The organism is Nocardia coffeae (assembly GCF_019890715.1).
Lineage (GTDB): Bacteria > Actinomycetota > Actinomycetes > Mycobacteriales > Mycobacteriaceae > Nocardia > Nocardia jiangxiensis.
In genome coordinates, this window is the sequence record NZ_JAINZY010000012.1 from 121488 (window position 1) to 137346 (window position 15859).

Annotated in this window: 19 protein-coding genes; 5 read left to right on the top strand and 14 right to left on the bottom strand. The window is 68.9% G+C overall.

The genetic code is table 11. The features are described 5' to 3' along the window. Positions 1 to 104: 104 nt before the first annotated feature. From trpA to K7711_RS34400, 5 genes are all read right to left on the bottom strand, one after another. The gene (gene trpA, locus K7711_RS34380; protein WP_222975064.1) at positions 105 to 878 is read right to left on the bottom strand and encodes a tryptophan synthase subunit alpha; all 774 of its coding nucleotides are present in this window, start codon (positions 876 to 878) and stop codon (positions 105 to 107) included. A gap of 230 nt (positions 879 to 1108) precedes the next feature. Further along, entirely contained in the window at positions 1109 to 2365 is a 1257-nt protein-coding gene (trpB, locus tag K7711_RS34385) for a tryptophan synthase subunit beta (protein ID WP_222974782.1), read from the bottom strand. After that, on the bottom strand, positions 2362 to 3186 hold the full coding sequence (gene trpC / locus K7711_RS34390) for an indole-3-glycerol phosphate synthase TrpC (protein ID WP_040821282.1): 825 nt from the start codon (positions 3184 to 3186) through the stop codon (positions 2362 to 2364). Before trpC ends, trpB begins: the two co-directional genes overlap by 4 nt. A gap of 147 nt (positions 3187 to 3333) precedes the next feature. After that, positions 3334 to 4188, bottom strand: coding sequence for a Trp biosynthesis-associated membrane protein (locus tag K7711_RS34395; RefSeq protein WP_222974784.1), 855 nt, complete (start codon positions 4186 to 4188; stop codon positions 3334 to 3336). Between the two features lies 1 nt (position 4189). Further along, complete coding sequence (locus tag K7711_RS34400) at positions 4190 to 5761, bottom strand: anthranilate synthase component I (RefSeq protein ID WP_372460216.1); 1572 nt, start codon at positions 5759 to 5761, stop codon at positions 4190 to 4192. A 289-nt stretch (positions 5762 to 6050) separates the two neighbouring features. On the opposite strand from K7711_RS34400, the gene K7711_RS34405 reads away from it, so the two are divergent. The 3 genes from K7711_RS34405 to K7711_RS34415 all read left to right on the top strand — a co-directional run bounded on the left by K7711_RS34405 (position 6051) and on the right by K7711_RS34415 (position 7674). Then, positions 6051 to 6359, top strand: a complete 309-nt coding sequence (locus tag K7711_RS34405) for a hypothetical protein (RefSeq protein WP_222974785.1) — start codon at positions 6051 to 6053, stop codon at positions 6357 to 6359. A gap of 66 nt (positions 6360 to 6425) precedes the next feature. Continuing rightward, complete coding sequence (locus tag K7711_RS34410; protein WP_222974787.1) at positions 6426 to 7004, top strand: permease; 579 nt, start codon at positions 6426 to 6428, stop codon at positions 7002 to 7004. Between the two features lie 145 nt (positions 7005 to 7149). Further along, positions 7150 to 7674 carry a MarR family winged helix-turn-helix transcriptional regulator gene (locus K7711_RS34415; protein ID WP_051192964.1) on the top strand — a complete coding sequence of 175 codons (525 nt, stop codon included), beginning with the start codon at positions 7150 to 7152 and terminating at the stop codon, positions 7672 to 7674. On the opposite strand, the gene hisI is transcribed toward K7711_RS34415, so the two are convergent. The 4 genes from hisI to priA are packed head-to-tail and all read right to left on the bottom strand — an operon-like array spanning position 7665 to position 10353. Beyond that, on the bottom strand, positions 7665 to 8012 hold the full coding sequence (gene hisI, locus K7711_RS34420; protein WP_040821516.1) for a phosphoribosyl-AMP cyclohydrolase: 348 nt from the start codon (positions 8010 to 8012) through the stop codon (positions 7665 to 7667). The genes K7711_RS34415 and hisI overlap by 10 nt on opposite strands. Before the next feature lie 10 nt (positions 8013 to 8022). Then, a complete protein-coding gene (gene hisF, locus K7711_RS34425) occupies positions 8023 to 8796 on the bottom strand; it encodes an imidazole glycerol phosphate synthase subunit HisF (RefSeq protein WP_222974789.1) in 774 nt (257 codons plus the stop codon). After that, positions 8793 to 9617 carry an inositol monophosphatase family protein gene (locus K7711_RS34430; protein WP_040821514.1) on the bottom strand — a complete coding sequence of 275 codons (825 nt, stop codon included), beginning with the start codon at positions 9615 to 9617 and terminating at the stop codon, positions 8793 to 8795. The genes hisF and K7711_RS34430 overlap by 4 nt, the downstream gene beginning before the upstream one ends. Positions 9618 to 9621: 4 nt before the next feature. Beyond that, entirely contained in the window at positions 9622 to 10353 is a 732-nt protein-coding gene (priA, locus tag K7711_RS34435) for a bifunctional 1-(5-phosphoribosyl)-5-((5-phosphoribosylamino)methylideneamino)imidazole-4-carboxamide isomerase/phosphoribosylanthranilate isomerase PriA (protein ID WP_222974790.1), read from the bottom strand. Between the two features lie 290 nt (positions 10354 to 10643). Here priA and K7711_RS34440 point away from each other — a divergent pair, with 290 nt between their 5' ends. Next, positions 10644 to 11156: a hypothetical protein gene (locus K7711_RS34440; protein ID WP_222974792.1), complete on the top strand. Its 513-nt coding sequence runs from the start codon at positions 10644 to 10646 to the stop codon at positions 11154 to 11156. Positions 11157 to 11166: 10 nt separating this feature from the next. Here the strand turns inward: K7711_RS34440 and K7711_RS48645 are convergent, their stop codons facing one another. From K7711_RS48645 to hisD, 5 genes are all read right to left on the bottom strand, one after another. Beyond that, complete coding sequence (locus K7711_RS48645) at positions 11167 to 11289, bottom strand: hypothetical protein (protein ID WP_268929580.1); 123 nt, start codon at positions 11287 to 11289, stop codon at positions 11167 to 11169. Positions 11290 to 11415: 126 nt separating this feature from the next. After that, the gene (gene hisH, locus K7711_RS34445) at positions 11416 to 12081 is read right to left on the bottom strand and encodes an imidazole glycerol phosphate synthase subunit HisH (protein WP_222974794.1); all 666 of its coding nucleotides are present in this window, start codon (positions 12079 to 12081) and stop codon (positions 11416 to 11418) included. Beyond that, entirely contained in the window at positions 12078 to 12722 is a 645-nt protein-coding gene (gene hisB, locus K7711_RS34450) for an imidazoleglycerol-phosphate dehydratase HisB (protein ID WP_222975066.1), read from the bottom strand. The genes hisH and hisB overlap by 4 nt, the downstream gene beginning before the upstream one ends. A 62-nt stretch (positions 12723 to 12784) precedes the next feature. Beyond that, positions 12785 to 13909 (bottom strand): histidinol-phosphate transaminase, encoded by a 1125-nt coding sequence (locus K7711_RS34455; protein WP_222975068.1) that lies wholly within the window; start codon positions 13907 to 13909, stop codon positions 12785 to 12787. A gap of 5 nt (positions 13910 to 13914) precedes the next feature. Then, positions 13915 to 15252 (bottom strand): histidinol dehydrogenase, encoded by a 1338-nt coding sequence (hisD, locus tag K7711_RS34460; RefSeq protein ID WP_222974796.1) that lies wholly within the window; start codon positions 15250 to 15252, stop codon positions 13915 to 13917. 192 nt (positions 15253 to 15444) lie between these two features. Between hisD and K7711_RS34465 the strand changes: the two genes are divergently transcribed. Next, on the top strand, positions 15445 to 15846 hold the full coding sequence (locus K7711_RS34465; protein ID WP_222974798.1) for a PPOX class F420-dependent oxidoreductase: 402 nt from the start codon (positions 15445 to 15447) through the stop codon (positions 15844 to 15846). The last annotated feature ends 13 nt before the right edge of the window (positions 15847 to 15859 follow it).

Sequence of the window (15859 nt, forward strand, 5' to 3'; positions counted from 1 at the left end):
GCACTGTCGACAACACTCTCGGCCAGGACTCGGTAGGTCACGCGCCCCACCGTAACGGAAACCACTCGCGCCGCATTCGGCGCGGTCGGCCGGACATCGGCGAACTAGGAGGCGACGGCCGCCGAACGCACGCCCTCGGCCAGTTCCGTGGTCAACGCCCGGACCTCGGCCAGCCCCTGACCAGCGGCGGTGACCAGGGCCGAGCCGACGATCACACCGTCGGCGTAGGCGGCGATCTCCGCGGCCTGCGCACCGCTGCGCACACCCAGGCCGACGCCGATCGCGATATCGGAGTGCGACCGGATCCGCGCGCACAACTCCGGCGCCATCGAGGACACCGCGGCGCGCGCACCGGTCACGCCCATCGTCGAGGCGGCGTAGACGAATCCGCTGCTGGCCTCGATGGTCTTGACCAGGCGCTCCTCGGTAGAGGACGGCGCGACCAGGAAGATCCGGTCCAGGCCGTGCGCCCGGGAGGCAGCGAACCAGTCGTCGGCCTCCTCCGGAATCAGATTCGGGGTGATGATGCCCAGGCCGCCCACGGCGGCCAGATCACGCGAGAACCGGTCGACGCCGTATTGCAGCACCGGATTCCAGTACGTCATCACCACGGCCTTGCCACCGGCCCGGGTGATCGCCTCGACCACGGCGAACACGTCCCGCACCCGTACTCCGCCGCGCAACGCCTGGTCGGCGGCGGCTTGGATGGTGGGTCCGTCCATCACCGGATCGGAGTACGCGACACCGACTTCGATGACGTCGCAACCGGATTCGACCATTGCGGTGCAGGCGGCGATGGAACCTGCCAGATCCGGGTAACCGGCGGGCAGATAACCGATCAGCGCGGCCCGGTCCTCCTCGCGGCACGCCGCGAACATCTCGGCCAACCGGCTCACTTCTGCTCCTCCTGCATGGTCATCGCGCGTCCTCGTCGAACAGGCCGAACCACTTCGCGGCGGCGCTCCTCAAAGCCACTGCCATGTCCTTGTCGCCGCAACCCGCAATCATGGTCATCACACGTCCTCATCGAACAGGCCGAACCACTTCGCGGCGGCGCTCCTCAAAGCCACTGCCATGTCCTTGTCGCCGCAACCCGCAATCATGGTCATCACACGTCCTCATCGAACAGGCCGAACCACTTCGCGGCGGTGTCCATGTCCTTGTCGCCGCGGCCGGACAGGTTCACCAGGATGACCGATCCCTCGCCCAGCTCACGTCCCAGGGTCAGCGCGCCCGCCACGGCGTGCGCGGACTCGACCGCCGGGATGATGCCCTCGCGGCGGGACAGCAGCAGCAGCGCGTCCATCGCCTCGGTATCGGTGATCGGCCGGTATTCCGCACGGCCGATGTCCTTGAGGTAGGCGTGCTCCGGGCCGACGCCCGGATAGTCCAGACCCGCGGAGATCGAGTGCGACTCGATCGTCTGCCCGTCCTCGTCCTGCAGCAGATACGAGTACGCGCCCTGGAACGCGCCCGGTGTACCACCGGTGAACGTGGCTGCGTGCCTTCCGGTTTCGACACCGTCACCCGCGGCCTCGTAACCGATCAGGCGCACGCCCGGGTCGTCGATGAAGGGATGGAAGATGCCGATCGCATTGGATCCACCGCCCACGCACGCCGCGACCGCATCGGGCAGCCGCCCGGCCTGCGCCTGGATCTGCGCCCGCGCCTCGAGCCCGACCACGCGCTGGAAATCGCGCACCAGCAGGGGGAACGGGTGCGGGCCCGCGGCGGTGCCGAAGGCGTAATAGGTGTCGTCCGCATTGGTGACCCAGTCGCGCAACGCCTCGTTGATCGCGCCCTTGAGGGTCTGCGAACCGGTGGTCACCGAGACGACCTTCGTGCCCAGCAGCCGCATCCGGGCGACGTTGAGCGCCTGGCGGGCGGTGTCCACCGCACCCATGTAGACCACGCAGTCCAGGCCCAGCAGAGCGCACGCGGTCGCGGTGGCGACACCGTGCTGACCCGCGCCGGTCTCGGCGATGACCCGGGTCTTGCCCATCCGCTGGGCGAGCAGGGCCTGGCCCAGCACGTTGTTGATCTTGTGCGAGCCGGTGTGGTTCAGATCCTCGCGCTTGAGGAAGATGCGCGCTCCGCCGGCGTACTCGGCCAGACGCCGGCATTCGAACAGCGGCGAGGGACGTCCGGCGTAGTCGCGCTGCAACCGGTCCAGTTCCCCGAGGAAGTCCGGGTCGACGCGGCACTTGTCGTACTGGGCGGTGACCTCCTCGATCACCGCCATCAACGCCTCGGGCACATGCCGCCCGCCGTAGACGCCGAAATGGCCGCCCGCATCGGGTTCGTGGCTGCGCTGGGTCACACCCTCGCTGGCCTGCGGCAGCACCGGCTCCTGCGTCCGGGTCATCGGGCCGCACCCCGGCGCAGCGGGCGCGGGCAGGACGGGTGGGTTCCGGCGGTCGCCAGCTCGGACACCGCCGCACGCGGATCACCGCTGGTCACCAGGCTCTCGCCGACCAGCACGGCATCCGCGCCCGCACCGGCGTAGGCCAGCAGGTCCGCGGTACCGCTGATACCGGACTCCGCGACGCGGATGACCTCGGTGGGCAGGCCGGGCGCGATCCGCGCGAACACGTCGCGATCCACCTCGAGCGTCTTGAGGTTCCGCGCGTTCACACCGATGACCGAGGCTCCCGCCTCCAGGGCCCGATCGGCCTCCACTTCGGTGTGCACCTCGACCAGCGCGGTCATACCCAGCGATTCGGTGCGATCGATGAGCGAGGACAGCACGTCCTGCTCCAGGGCCGCGACGATCAGCAGGATCACGTCCGCACCGTGTGCGCGCGCCTCGTGGATCTGGTAGGGACCGACGACGAAATCCTTGCGCAGGATGGGCAGGTCGACGACCGCGCGCACCGCGTCGAGGTCGTCCAGCGAGCCGTTGAACCGGCGCCGCTCGGTGAGCACGCTGATGATCCGCGCGCCGCCGTCCTCGTACGACTTCGCCAGACTGGCGGGGTCCGGGATGTCGGCCAGATCACCCTTGGAGGGGCTGGACCGCTTCACCTCGGCGATCACTCCGACACCGTCCTGGTGCAGCGCGGCGAGCGCGTTGCGTGGGGACGGGGCCGCCGCGGCGGCCTTCTTGACGGCCTGGAAATCCAGGTGGGCTTCCCGTGCGGCCACATCCGCGCGGACCCCGTCGAGAATCGAGTCGAGTACCGTCATCTGGCTCGAATCCTTTCTGGGGAGACGGAGTTGATGCCTGAGAATCCCCCCAGGCCGTTGTCTCTCACCGAACTTGATAAAGAGTAAATGGCTATGTTCGCGACGCCGACGGCGGGGTGTTCCGCGTCGCACCTGGGCGGATATGACTCACCGGTCACGTTCGGCCCCGTCGTCGGTGGGGTCGGCCCCGGCGTCCAGCGCATCCCACAGGACACGCTCGGACAACGGCTCCTTCGAGGCGGAACCCGCTTGCGGCGCACCGGATTCCGTAGTCCCGGCCGATGCTTGCCCAGAGTTCGCCGACGACGGTTCCGCGACGTTGCCGCGCTGCCGCGCGACCTGCTCGGCAGCGGCCGCCCGCCGGAACACCGGATTATCGTATTTGCCCGACAGTCTGGCCGTGGCCTCGGGCATCCGCGCGAGCAGGACGCCCGCGGCGAAGGCCAGCAGCGCGCCGACCAGACTCAGCACTGCCGGAAACGCCGCGGTGGTGACGTGGTCCACGTGCGCGCGAGCAGGTAGCTGAGCCAGCGTTGCGGCCCGTTCGGCGGTCTTGCCGTGATGGGTCAGCAACGCGAATCCGGGGACCGCGGCCACCGCGGCGAGCAGGGCGACCACCACCCCGACCAGCCGCCGCAGCCACCCTCGCGTCGCGAAGACGGCCGCCACACCGGCCAGCAGCACCAGCGCCACCGGGGTCAGCGCGCCGAACCACACACCGCCGTCGAGCCGATGCGTCGCCGGTTCGGTGAGCCCGTCGGAGGACGAGATCGTCACCCACGTCATCCGCGACGCGCCCCACAGCGCGGCGGCGGCCAGCACCAGCAGCACCACCGGCCCGATCGGATTCTTCCGACGGGCAGGCGCTTCGGGCTGCCCGGGGACGTCCTCGGGCGCAAGCGCGCGCTCGGCGCCGACGCTCGGAACCTGGTCATCGGCCGGTGCGGCGTGGTCCTGGGGGGTCGAATCCGGCTGGGCCGGTTGGGATTCCGGAGAACTCATCTCAGCCCGCCGAATCCTGGTCCGGGGTGAAGGCGCGAACCGTGCGGGCGGCCGCGACGGCGTTGAGCACCGCCATCGCCTTGTTGCGCGACTCGGTGTCCTCATATTCGGGTTCGGAGTCCGCGACGATGCCACCACCGGCCTGTACATAGGCGATGCCGTCCTTGAGCACCGCGGTGCGGATGGCGATGGCGGTGTCGGCGTCACCGGCGAAGTCGAGATATCCCACCACTCCGGCGTACACCCCGCGACGCGTCGGCTCCAACTCCTCGATCAACTCCATCGCCCGCACCTTGGGCGCACCGGACAACGTGCCCGCCGGGAAGCACGCCTGCACCGCGTCCAGGGCGATCCGGCCCTCGGCCAGTTGCGCGGAGACGGTCGAGACCAGATGCATGACGTGGCTGTACCGCTCGACGTGGCGATAGTCGGTCACACGCACCGTGCCGGGGCGGCAGACCCGGCCCAGATCGTTGCGGCCCAGGTCGACGAGCATGAGGTGCTCGGCATTCTCCTTCTCGTCGACCAGCAGATCCTTCTCGAGCAGCACATCCTCCTCGGGGGTGGCCCCGCGCCACCGGGTGCCCGCGATCGGATGGGTGGTCGCGATGCCGTCCTTGACGGTCACCAGCGATTCCGGGCTCGAACCCACGATGGAGAACGCGGTGTCGCCGGACGCGTCCGGAACGTGCATCAGATACATGTACGGACTCGGATTCGACGCCCGCAGCATCCGGTACAGATCCAGCGGGCTGCCGTCGTAGTCCATCTCGAATCGCTGCGAGAGCACCACCTGGAACGCCTCGCCGGCCTCGATCTCCTTGACCAGCCGCCGCACACCCGCGTGGTGTTCCTCGCTGCTGCGCTGCCGCCGGTACTCCGGTTCGGGCCGGTCGAACACCGAAACCGTGGACTCGGCCGGTGCGGCCAGGGCAACGGTCATCCGGTCCAGCCGGGCGACCGCGTCGTCGTACGCCTCGTCGACGCGCTCGTCGGTGCCGTTCCAATTGACGGCGTTGGCGATGAGCGTGATCGCGCCCTCGTGGTGGTCGAAGGCGGCCAGATCCGTGGCCAGCAGCATCACCATCTCCGGGACGTGCAGATCGTCCTGGGCCAGCGAGGGCAGCCGTTCGATCCGGCGCACGATGTCGTAGCCGAGATAGCCGACCAGTCCGCCGGTCAGCGGCGGCAGATCCGGGAACCGCTCGGTGCGCAGCAGCTCGAGCGTGTCCCGCAGCGCGTGCAGCGGATCACCGCCGGACGGGGCGTCGGCGGGGGTCGCGCCGTACCACGCGGCCTCGCCGTCCACGACCGTCAGCGCGGCCCGGCTGCCCGCGCCGATGAACGACCATCGCGACCACGATCGCCCGTTCTCCGCCGACTCGAGCAGGAACGTGCCCGCCCGGTCGCCGGCCAGCTTGCGATAGGCCGAGAGTGGAGTTTCCGAGTCCGCCAGCACCTTTCGAGTCACCGGTACCACACGGTGCTCGGCCGCGAGCGCACGGAAGTGTTCGCGGGTGGTGGTGGTCGAGGTCCCCGGACGATCGGTTGCGCCGTGCATACCGCCCATCATTTCAGGAACGGGCAACCGAGATTCCCGCGGCCCACACCAGCATGCCCGGTTCGCACCATGCGAGGGCGTTCCGGGCGTTACCCTTACCATCGCCGTTCGCGGCCGGACGAGGTCATCGGCGGCGGATGCGCCGAGCCCCCACCCCACCAAGCCCGCTGGGCGAGTTCTTCCGGGCGGGCCATCGTTTCACCAGCAGCTAGACCAGCTATCAGTTCAAGCCCTCCGCGGGCGCGAGTTCGATCAGCGCGGCGCGGCGGGACACCCGAGCAAGAGCGGAGTTCATACACCGATGTACCCCTCGCAACCGATCGCACCGGAGGTACCCCGATACCCGGCGCAGCCGCTGGGCGGTACGCCCGGCCAGGCACCTCGGATGATGCCGCGCGGCCCGCAGACGACCGGGCCCCGGTCCGACGCCCTGGCCTCCTTCGTCACCTATGTGAAGGCTCTGGAGAGCCTGGACCGCCGCAAATTCCCGGACGAGTACGCCGAGCACGCCGATCGCATCAAGGAACTCAGGCCGTTCCTGAAGGCGCACGGCATCCTGGACGTCATGCAGATCAAGAATCCGGAAGTGGCCACGCTGCTCGGGGTCTGACCGGCTTTTCGGTACCGGGCGTGTGCCGCGCCCGGTACTTCGGCAAATTCCGCCTACGCTGGTCACATGACCTCGCAAAGTGCGGAGCAATCATCCAGCACCAATACGTGGCGAAATCGGATCATCGGTATTGTCGCCGTGATCGTGGCGCTGGTCGTCGCCTATTTCATTCTGGCCTCCTTCATCCCGCGCTGGTGGGCGCAGCGCATCGCGACCATGTCCGGGCACGGCAGTTTCGCCAAGGGCATCTGGTCGGGCCTGGGATTGGGCTTCTTCTGCACGGTCATCCCGCTGTTCCTGCTGATGGGCGTCGTCACGGTCTGGCGGCGCAAGGGCGGGCGATTCCTGGCCGGATGCGCGGCCGTGCTGGCACTGGTCCTGGCCCTGCCGAATCTGATGACGCTGACCATCGTCTGGGGCGGCAGCAGCGCCGCACATGCCGGGGAGCGCGTACTGGACGTGCAGGCGCCGGGCTTTCGCGGCGCATCGTTGATCGGGGCCATCGTCGCCGCCGTGCTCTTTCTGCTCGCACTGTTCCTGCGGATGCGCGGGCGGTGGCGCACGCGCCACGCCGGGCGGCACCGTAAGGATTCCAGCACGCCGCCACCTCCCGCTCAGCCCGCTGACGTGGAACGCAACGGGTGAGAGATGTCACGTCATTCACAACACCCGTGACCATCGAGCGAAATCATGGCAAACTACGTGTCTGCAGGTGACCGTGGATTGACCATTCAAGACCAACCAGTATCGCAAACCAGATCACGTCACTTGGCTGTAAGAAAGGCTCGAAGTGACGAAGTGGCTGAACCCCACCGAACAGCGAGCGTGGCGAATCCTGGTCGCGCTCACGACCCGGCTGCCCGCCGCCATGGATACGCAGATGCAGCGTGAATCCGGCGTCACCCACTTCGAGTACTTCGTCCTCGAGCTACTGGCCGCCGAACCCGAACGCCGACTTCAGCTCAGCGAACTGGCCTCCAGAGCAAACGCTTCGCTATCTCGCCTGTCCCATGTGGTGACCAAATTGGAGCGGCTCGGCTGGGCCAAGCGCGAGATGTCCACCGGCCGTCGCGGCGCGGACGCGGTACTGACCGAAACCGGCTATCTGAAGGTGCAGCAGGCCACCCCCGGCTATCTCGAGGCCGTGCGCGGACTGGTCCTGGACGGCCTCGACGAGCAGCAGACCGAACAGCTCGCCGAACTCGGCGAGGCGATGGTCGCGCAACTCGAGGAGGGGCTCACCCGGGGGCTGGGGCGCACCGACGGCCGATCCACCGTCACCGAGGACGCCGAACCCGGATCAGCTCAGCCCTGATCGGTCAGCAGCACGTCCGAATCCCAGCAGGTGTGCGTGCCGGTGTGACAGGCCGCGCCCTCCTGGTCGACGATCAGCAGCAGAGTGTCACCATCGCAGTCCAGACGCACCTCGTGCACGTACTGAGTGTGCCCGGAGGTCTCGCCCTTGACCCAGTACTGCTGCCGGGAGCGCGAATAGTAAGTGGCTTTGCGCGTCGCCAGGGTGCGGGCCAGGGCCTCGTCGTCCATCCACGCCATCATCAGCACGTCACCGCTGCCGCGCTCCTGCGCGACGGCGGCGACCAATCCGGCCTCGTTGCGTTTGAGGCGGGCGGCGATGGCGGGATCCAGACTCACGCCGTCCACGCTAGCGGACCGTGATTCCCTCGCCGCGCATGGCGTCCTTGACCTGCGTGATGGTCAGGTCACCGAAATGGAACACGCTCGCGGCCAACACCGCGTCGGCGCCCGCTCGCACCGCCGGGGCGAAATCCTCGACCTTGCCCGCACCGCCGCTGGCGATGACCGGCACCGAGACCGCCGCCCGCACCGCACGCAGCATCCGCAGATCGAAACCCGCCTTGGTGCCGTCGGCATCCATCGAATTCAGCAGGATCTCCCCGACGCCCAGTTCGGCGCCGCGCACGGCCCATTCGACCGCGTCGATTCCGGTTCCCCGCTTGCCGCCGTGCGTGGTGACCTCCCAGCCCGAGGGCGTGGGCTCGGTGTCTTCGGGCACCGTCCGGGCATCCACGGACAGCACGATGCACTGCGAGCCGAACCGCTCGGACATCTGCCGCAGGATCTCCGGATTCGCGATGGCGGCGGTGTTCACCGACACCTTGTCCGCACCGGCGCGCAGCAGCCGATCCACATCGGCCACGGTGCGCACACCGCCGCCGACGGTCAGCGGGATGAAGATCTGCTCGGCGGTGCGGGTCACCACGTCGATCATGGTGCCGCGATCGCCGGTGGAGGCGGTGACGTCCAGGAAGGTCAGTTCGTCCGCGCCCTGGGCGTCGTAGGCGGCGGCCAGTTCCACCGGATCGCCCGCGTCACGCAGGTTCTCGAAGTTCACGCCCTTCACGACGCGTCCGGCGTCGACGTCCAGGCACGGGATCACGCGCACGGCCAGTGTCATCGGTTCGTCTCCCCTGCGGCCTCGTCGACCGCGGTATTGATCATCTCCAGCAATTCCTCGTGGACGCCGGGCGCGGCCGCGAGCACCGATCCCGAGGTGATGGTCCACGGTTCGCCGCGCAGATCGGTCACCACTCCCCCAGCGGCACGCACCAGCGCGACCCCGGCGGCGTTGTCCCACGGATGATGTCCGAACACGACCGCGCCACCCAGTACCCCGGATGCGGTGAAGGCCAGGTCGATTCCAGTGGAACCGTGCATGCGCACCCGGCCGGACAACCGGCTCAGCGCGCCCAGCAGGTCGAAGCGGAACCGGCCCGGAATGCGCCCGCGCGAATCCACATTGAACGCGCCGAAACCGATCATGGCGTCGGCGAGAGTCCCGGAGGCCAAGGGCGGCAGCGGTTTCCCGTCCAGCAGGAGCGGACCGTCGACCGCGGCGGCATAGCGGCGCCCCAGCAGCGGCAGCCAGGTCAGGCCCAGCACCGGCGTACCGTCGTGCACCAGCGACAACAGGATGCCCGAGAGCGGGTGTCCCGCAGAGTAGTTGAACGTGCCGTCGATCGGATCGAGTACCCACGCGGTGCCCGATTCGAGGGACGGGCCGCCGAATTCCTCGCCGTGCACACCGATTCCGGTGCGTTCGAGCAACACGTCGGACAGGGTTCGCTCGAGTTCCAGATCCAGTGCGGTGGCGAAATCGCCGCGCCCCTTCTCGACCGCGCTGGGCGCGCCGAGCCCCTGGACGAAACGTGGTGCGGCCGAATCCAATATCTCGCTCGCGACGGCGAGCAGCGCCTGACTGTCCGGTTGTGCGGTCATCACCTCAGCGCACCGCGTCCAACGCCTCGGGCAGGGTGAATCGCCCGGCGTACAAGGCTTTTCCGACGATCGCCCCTTCGACGCCCTCGGGTACCAGCCCCGCGATGGCACGCAGATCGTCCAGTGTGGACACGCCGCCGGAGGCGACCACCGGAGCCTCGGTGGCCTGGCAGACCTCGCGCAGCAGATCCAGATTCGGCCCGGTCAGAGTGCCGTCCTTGGTGACGTCGGTGACGACGTAGCGCGAACAGCCGTCGCGCTCGAGCCGTTCGAGCACCTCCCACAGGTCGCCGCCGTCGCTGACCCAGCCGCGACCGCGCAGCCGGTATTCGCCCTCGGTCAGCCGCACGTCCAGGCCGACGGCGATCCGGTCGCCGTATTCGCCGATCGCGCGGGCCGCCCACGCCGGATCCTCCAGCGCGGCCGTGCCCAGATTCACCCGGGCGCATCCGGTCGCCAGGACCGCCTTCAACGACTCGTCGTCGCGGATGCCGCCGGACAGTTCGACCTTCACATCGAGTTCGCCGACCACCTGGGCGATCAGGTCCCGGTTGGAGCCGCGCCCGAAGGCGGCGTCCAGGTCGACCAGATGGACCCATTCGGCGCCGGCGGTCTGCCAGGCCAGTGCGGCCTCGCGCGGCGATCCGTAACTCGTTTCACTGCCCGCCTCCCCCTGGACCAGGCGAACGGCCTCACCATTGGCGACATCGACGGCGGGAAGCAGCACAAGATTCACGGCAGTAGCCTACTGGGCAACCGTGCTGCTCCGGGCTCCGGGCCGGACCCGCCGCAGGCCCAGGGGTGTCGACCGGACTTCGAGCGCGATCGGGCACGGCCCGTGCGACGGCGCAGCACCCACCTCGTCGCGGCGGCGCACCGCGAGTTCGACGACACGCCCGCGAGCCGAACTGGACCGCTGATCAGGTTTGCCGCGCCGCTCGTTGGGCAATATGAAATGGGCGCGTGTCATTGCACGGGGGCGAGGACACGGGTTCGCAAACATTGTCGAGCAACAAGGGGTGCGGTATGTCCCGGAGAACGCTGCGACACAGGGGCCTGCCACGACCGGCCACCGGAATCGGCATGGTCGCACTGGCCGCATCGGGCATCAGCGTGATCCCCGTGAGCGGTCTGCTGGCCGGCCCCGCCGCCGCCGATCCGACCGATCCGGCGCAGATGGCCGCCTGCGAATTCGGCCGCCAGCTCACGACCTACACGTTCACCGATTACGACGCCTACAACCAGCGCGTCCTGGACAACTCCACCGGCACGTTCCACGCGGATTTCCAGAACTCCAGCGCGGACCGGCGCAATCGGGTGGTCGGGTCACACACCACCTCCGACGTGCTGTCGGTGGAGTGCAGCACCCAGACCGCCGACCCCGGCCACGCGCAGATGGTGGTGTCGGTGGACCACACCACCCGCAGCGACGCGACCTTCGGTATCCCCCGCCCTGGACGCACGGTGATGCACGTGAGCCTGGACAACGTCGGCGGCCGCTGGCTGGCCGAACGCGTCGACCCGGTGCCGCCGGACTGAGCCGGATCCGCTAACTGGATCCGGCCGCCGCCGACCCGGACGCCGAACCGCTCAGCAGCGGAATCCCCGCCGAGCCGGTGTTGATGTACCCCAGCCACATCGGCAGGTCGAATGCCGTGGCCAGCGCGTTCACGATGTCACCGCGTCCGTGCCGGAATTGCTCTCGAGCTCGCTCACAGCAGTCCCTTTCGCCGCATGGTCCCGACCGGGTTCGACCCTAACCGCAATTCCTCGGCCAACCTACGACCCGGACCGTGGACTACAGCGAGTTCACCCAGTTGCGCAGCAGTAGCGCACCGGCGTCGCCGGATTTCTCCGGATGGAACTGGGTCGCGCTGAGCGGGCCGTTCTCGACCGCGGCCAGGAACGGTCCGCCGTGTTCGGCCCAGGTGAGCTTCGCGGCGGGAATCGCGGTGTCCGCGTCGTTCCAGGCCCACTTCTGCGCGGCGTAGGAGTGCACGAAGTAGAACCGGGTCCGCTCGTCCATTCCCGCGAACAGCACGCTGTCCGCGGGGGTGCGCACGGTGTTCCAGCCCATGTGCGGCAGGACCGGCGCGGGCAGCTGCTCCACCGTGCCGGGCCACTCCGCGCAGCCCTCGGTCTCCACGCCGAATTCCACGCCGCGCTCGAACAGGATCTGCATGCCGACGCAGATACCCAGCACCGGACGCCCGCCCGCGAGACGTTTGCCGATGATGCGTTCACCGCGCACCGCTCGCAGTCCGGCCATACACGCGGCGAACGCTCCCACGCCGGGAACCACCAAACCGTCGGCGGCCAAGGCGATTTCGGGATCGGCCGTGACGGTGACCTCGGCGCCTGCGCGGATCAGCGCGCGGTTGGCCGAATGCAGGTTGCCCGAGCCGTAGTCCAACAGCGCGACACTGGGCGCGGCGCCTGCCGAGCGCCCCGGAGATACCGTCACAGCGTCCCCTTCGTCGAGGGCACACCGCTGACCCGCGCGTCGAATTCGACCGCGGCACGCAATGCCCGTGCCACAGCCTTGAATTCGGCCTCGGTGACGTGATGCTGGTCGCGGCCGTAGAGCACCCGCACGTGCAGTGCGATGCGTGCGTTGAGTGCGATGGATTCGAACACGTGCCGATTCAGCACGGTGGAGTACGGCGCGCCGGGACGCAGCGCAGAACCCGCCGAACCGGAGCTCGCCGAACCGGGAATGATCGTGTGCAGCAGGTGATCCGGCTCGCCGGTGTGCACGCAGTAGGGCCGCCCGGACACGTCCACGACCGCATGCGCCAGCGTCTCGTCCATCGGGATGAACGCGTCGCCGAAGCGGCGGATGCCCTTCTTGTCGCCCAGCGCCTGGCCCAGCGCCTGCCCGAGCACGATCGCGGTGTCCTCGACGGTGTGATGCGCCTCGATCTCGATATCACCCTCCGAACGCACGGTCAGATCGAAACTGGCGTGCGCGCCGAGTGCGGTCAGCATGTGGTCGTAGAAGGGGACGCCCGTGGAGATCTCGGTGCGGCCGGTTCCGTCGAGATCCAACTCGACGACGATGCTGGACTCCTTGGTGGTGCGCTCCACCCGCGCAGTTCGGTGCATACTCGCTCTCGCCTCGGGACTGGTCTCGGCCGACGTGTCGGCGGCCGTATCGGTGTTCGCGGTCACGGGATCACCCGCTCGGTGGCCGCCAGAAGCTCACTGACGCGCAGGAATTCGTCGTTCTCGGCGGTGAGGCCGATGGTGACGCGCAGATGCCCGGGAATGCCGACGTCGCGAATCAGCACGCCCTCGTCCAGGTACCGTTGCCAGGCGCGCGGCGCATCAGCGAAGGGGCCGAACAGCAGGAAGTTGGCATCGCTCGGCGCGACCCGGAATCCCATCTGCCCCAGGGCTTTCGCGACCCGATCGCGCTGCACCGCCAATTCCGCAACGCTGGCGAGGGTTTCGTCGGCGTGCCGCAGGGCCGCCCGCGCGGCCGCCTGCGTGACCACGGACAGGTGATACGGCAGGCGTACCAGCAACATCGCGTCGATCACCGCGGGTGCGGCAGCCATGTAGCCGAGGCGGCCACCGGCGAAGGCGAACGCCTTGGACATCGTCCGGCTGACCACCAGCTCGGCCGGGAACCGATCGATCAGCTCGATCGCGCTGGGGGCATCGGAGAATTCGGCGTACGCCTCGTCGACGATGACGATGCCCGGCGCCGCCTCGAGGATCCGGACCAGATCCGCCTGGGCGATGCTGTGCCCGGTCGGGTTGTTCGGACTCGTCACGAACACCACATCGGGACGACGCTCGGCGATGTGCGCGATCGCGTAGTCGATGTCCAGGGTGAAATCGGCGTCGCGCCTGGCCGCCACCCATTCGGTGTCGATGCCCTCGGAGATGATCGGGTGCATCGAATACGACGGCACGAAACCCATTGCGCTGCGGCCGGCTCCGCCGAATGCCTGCAACAGTTGCTGCAGCACCTCGTTGGAACCGTTGGCGGCCCACACGTTCGACACGTCCAGGGCGACGCCGGTCTGCCGGGTCAGGTAGGCGGCCAGATCGGTGCGCAGCGCGATCGCGTCGCGGTCCGGGTAGCGATGCAGATCCGCCGCGGCGGCCCGGATCGATTCGGCGACGTCCTCGACCAGCGCCCGGCTCGGCGGATGTGGATTCTCGTTGGTGTTCAGTTGCACCGGCACGGTCAACTGCGGTGCGCCGTAGGGGGATTTACCACGCAGGTTCTCCCGCAGCGGCAGATCGTCCAGGGATATCGCCGACCCCGGGATATTCGCCACACTCGTCACGACAGAGCCTCGAATCGAGCCTGCACGGCCTGACCGTGCGCGGGCAGATCCTCGGCCTTCGACAGCGCGACCACATGGCCCGCAACATCTTTCAGCGCCGCCTCGGAGTACTCCACGACGTGGATGCCGCGCAGGAAGGTCTGCACGCTCAATCCCGAGGAGTGCCGGGCGCATCCGGCCGTCGGCAGGACGTGATTGGATCCGGCGCAGTAGTCGCCCAGGCTCACCGGTGACCACGCGCCGACGAAAATCGCTCCGGCACTGCGTACTCGGGCCGCCACCGCGGCGGCGTCGGCGGTCTGGATCTCGAGGTGTTCGGCGGCGTAGGCGTCCACCACGCGCAGACCCTGAGCGATGTCGTCGACCAGGACGATGCCGGACTGCTTGCCCGACAACGCCTCCGCCACCCGGTGGTGGTGTTTGACGACGTCGAGCTGCGCGTTCACCGCCGCCTCGACGGCATCCGCCAGTGCGGCGCTGTCGGTGACCAGCACACTCGCGGCCAGGACGTCGTGTTCGGCCTGGCTGATCAGATCGGCGGCCACGTGCACCGGATCGGCGGTCGCGTCGGCCAGGACGGCGATCTCGGTGGGGCCGGCCTCGGCATCGATGCCGACCAGGCCGCGGCACAGGCGTTTTGCCGCGGTGACGTAGATGTTGCCGGGGCCGGTGATCATGTCGACGGGCTCGAGCGCGGATCCGGTGGTGTCGGTGCCGCCGTAGGACAGCAGTGCGACCGCCTGAGCGCCGCCCACGGCCCAGACCTCCTGCACGCCCAGCAGTTTCGCCGCGGCCAGGATGGTCGGATGCGGCAGCCCGCCGAACTGTGCCTGGGGCGGCGAGGCCACCACGAGCGAGCCGACCCCGGCCGCCTGGGCGGGCACCACGTTCATCACGACGCTGGAGGGGTACACCGCGTTGCCGCCGGGCACGTACAGCCCGACGCGCTCGACCGGAACCCAGCGCTCGGTGACGGTGCCGCCCGGCACCACCTCGGTCGTGGTGTCGGTGCGACGTTGATCGGCGTGCACCTTGCGGGTCCGCTCGATGGCGACCTCCAGCGCGGCGCGCACGGCCGGGTCCAGTTCGGTCAGCGCCCGGTCCAGCTCGTCGGCGGGCACCCGGATCGAAGCGGGCACAACCCCGTCGAACTTCTCGCTGAACTCCTGGGCCGCCTCGACGCCCCGATCGCGGATCGCCTCCACGACCGGCCGGACATGATGCAGCACCGAGTCGACGTCGACTCCCCCTCGCGGCAGCGCGGTGCGCAGCTCGCCGGCGGTGGGAGTACGACCGCGCAGATCGACGCGGGCGAGCTCGATGCGGGATGTCATAGCGGTGTGGAATCCTTGTCTGTGCTGGTCATCACACCCGAGGCAGGATGGCCCCGGACCACATACCAGACTATCGGGTCCGCGCCGCGAGCCATCCGCCGCCCGACCGGGTGCTTCGGTACGGGCATAGTCGAGCGTCCTTCGTGGTTCGATCCGGACGTACACCGAACACCGACGAAGGAACGAGGCACGATGGTCGAAATCCCCGCGAAGGCCCGCGACCTGCTGGAGCGGCCCATTTTCGCGAGCCTGGGCACCACCCGGCCCGACGGAGCGCCGCAGGTCAACCCGATGTGGTTCGTCTGGGACGGCGACCTGATCTGGTTCACCCACACCAACGCCCGGCAGAAGTTCCGGAATCTCGCCGCCGAGCCGCGGGTTTCGGTCTCGATCTTCGATCCGGACAAGCCGTACCGGTACATCGAGGTCCGCGGGGTGGTCGACCACATCGACCCCGACCCGGAGGGCTCGCTCTACACCAGCCTGTCCCAGCGCTACGGCGGCGGGCCGATCGTGCCACCCGATGCGCAGGACCGCGTGAAGTTGGCGATCCGCCCGACGCACGTGTCGGGATACGCCGTCACCCGGGACTGAGCATTCGCCGGGT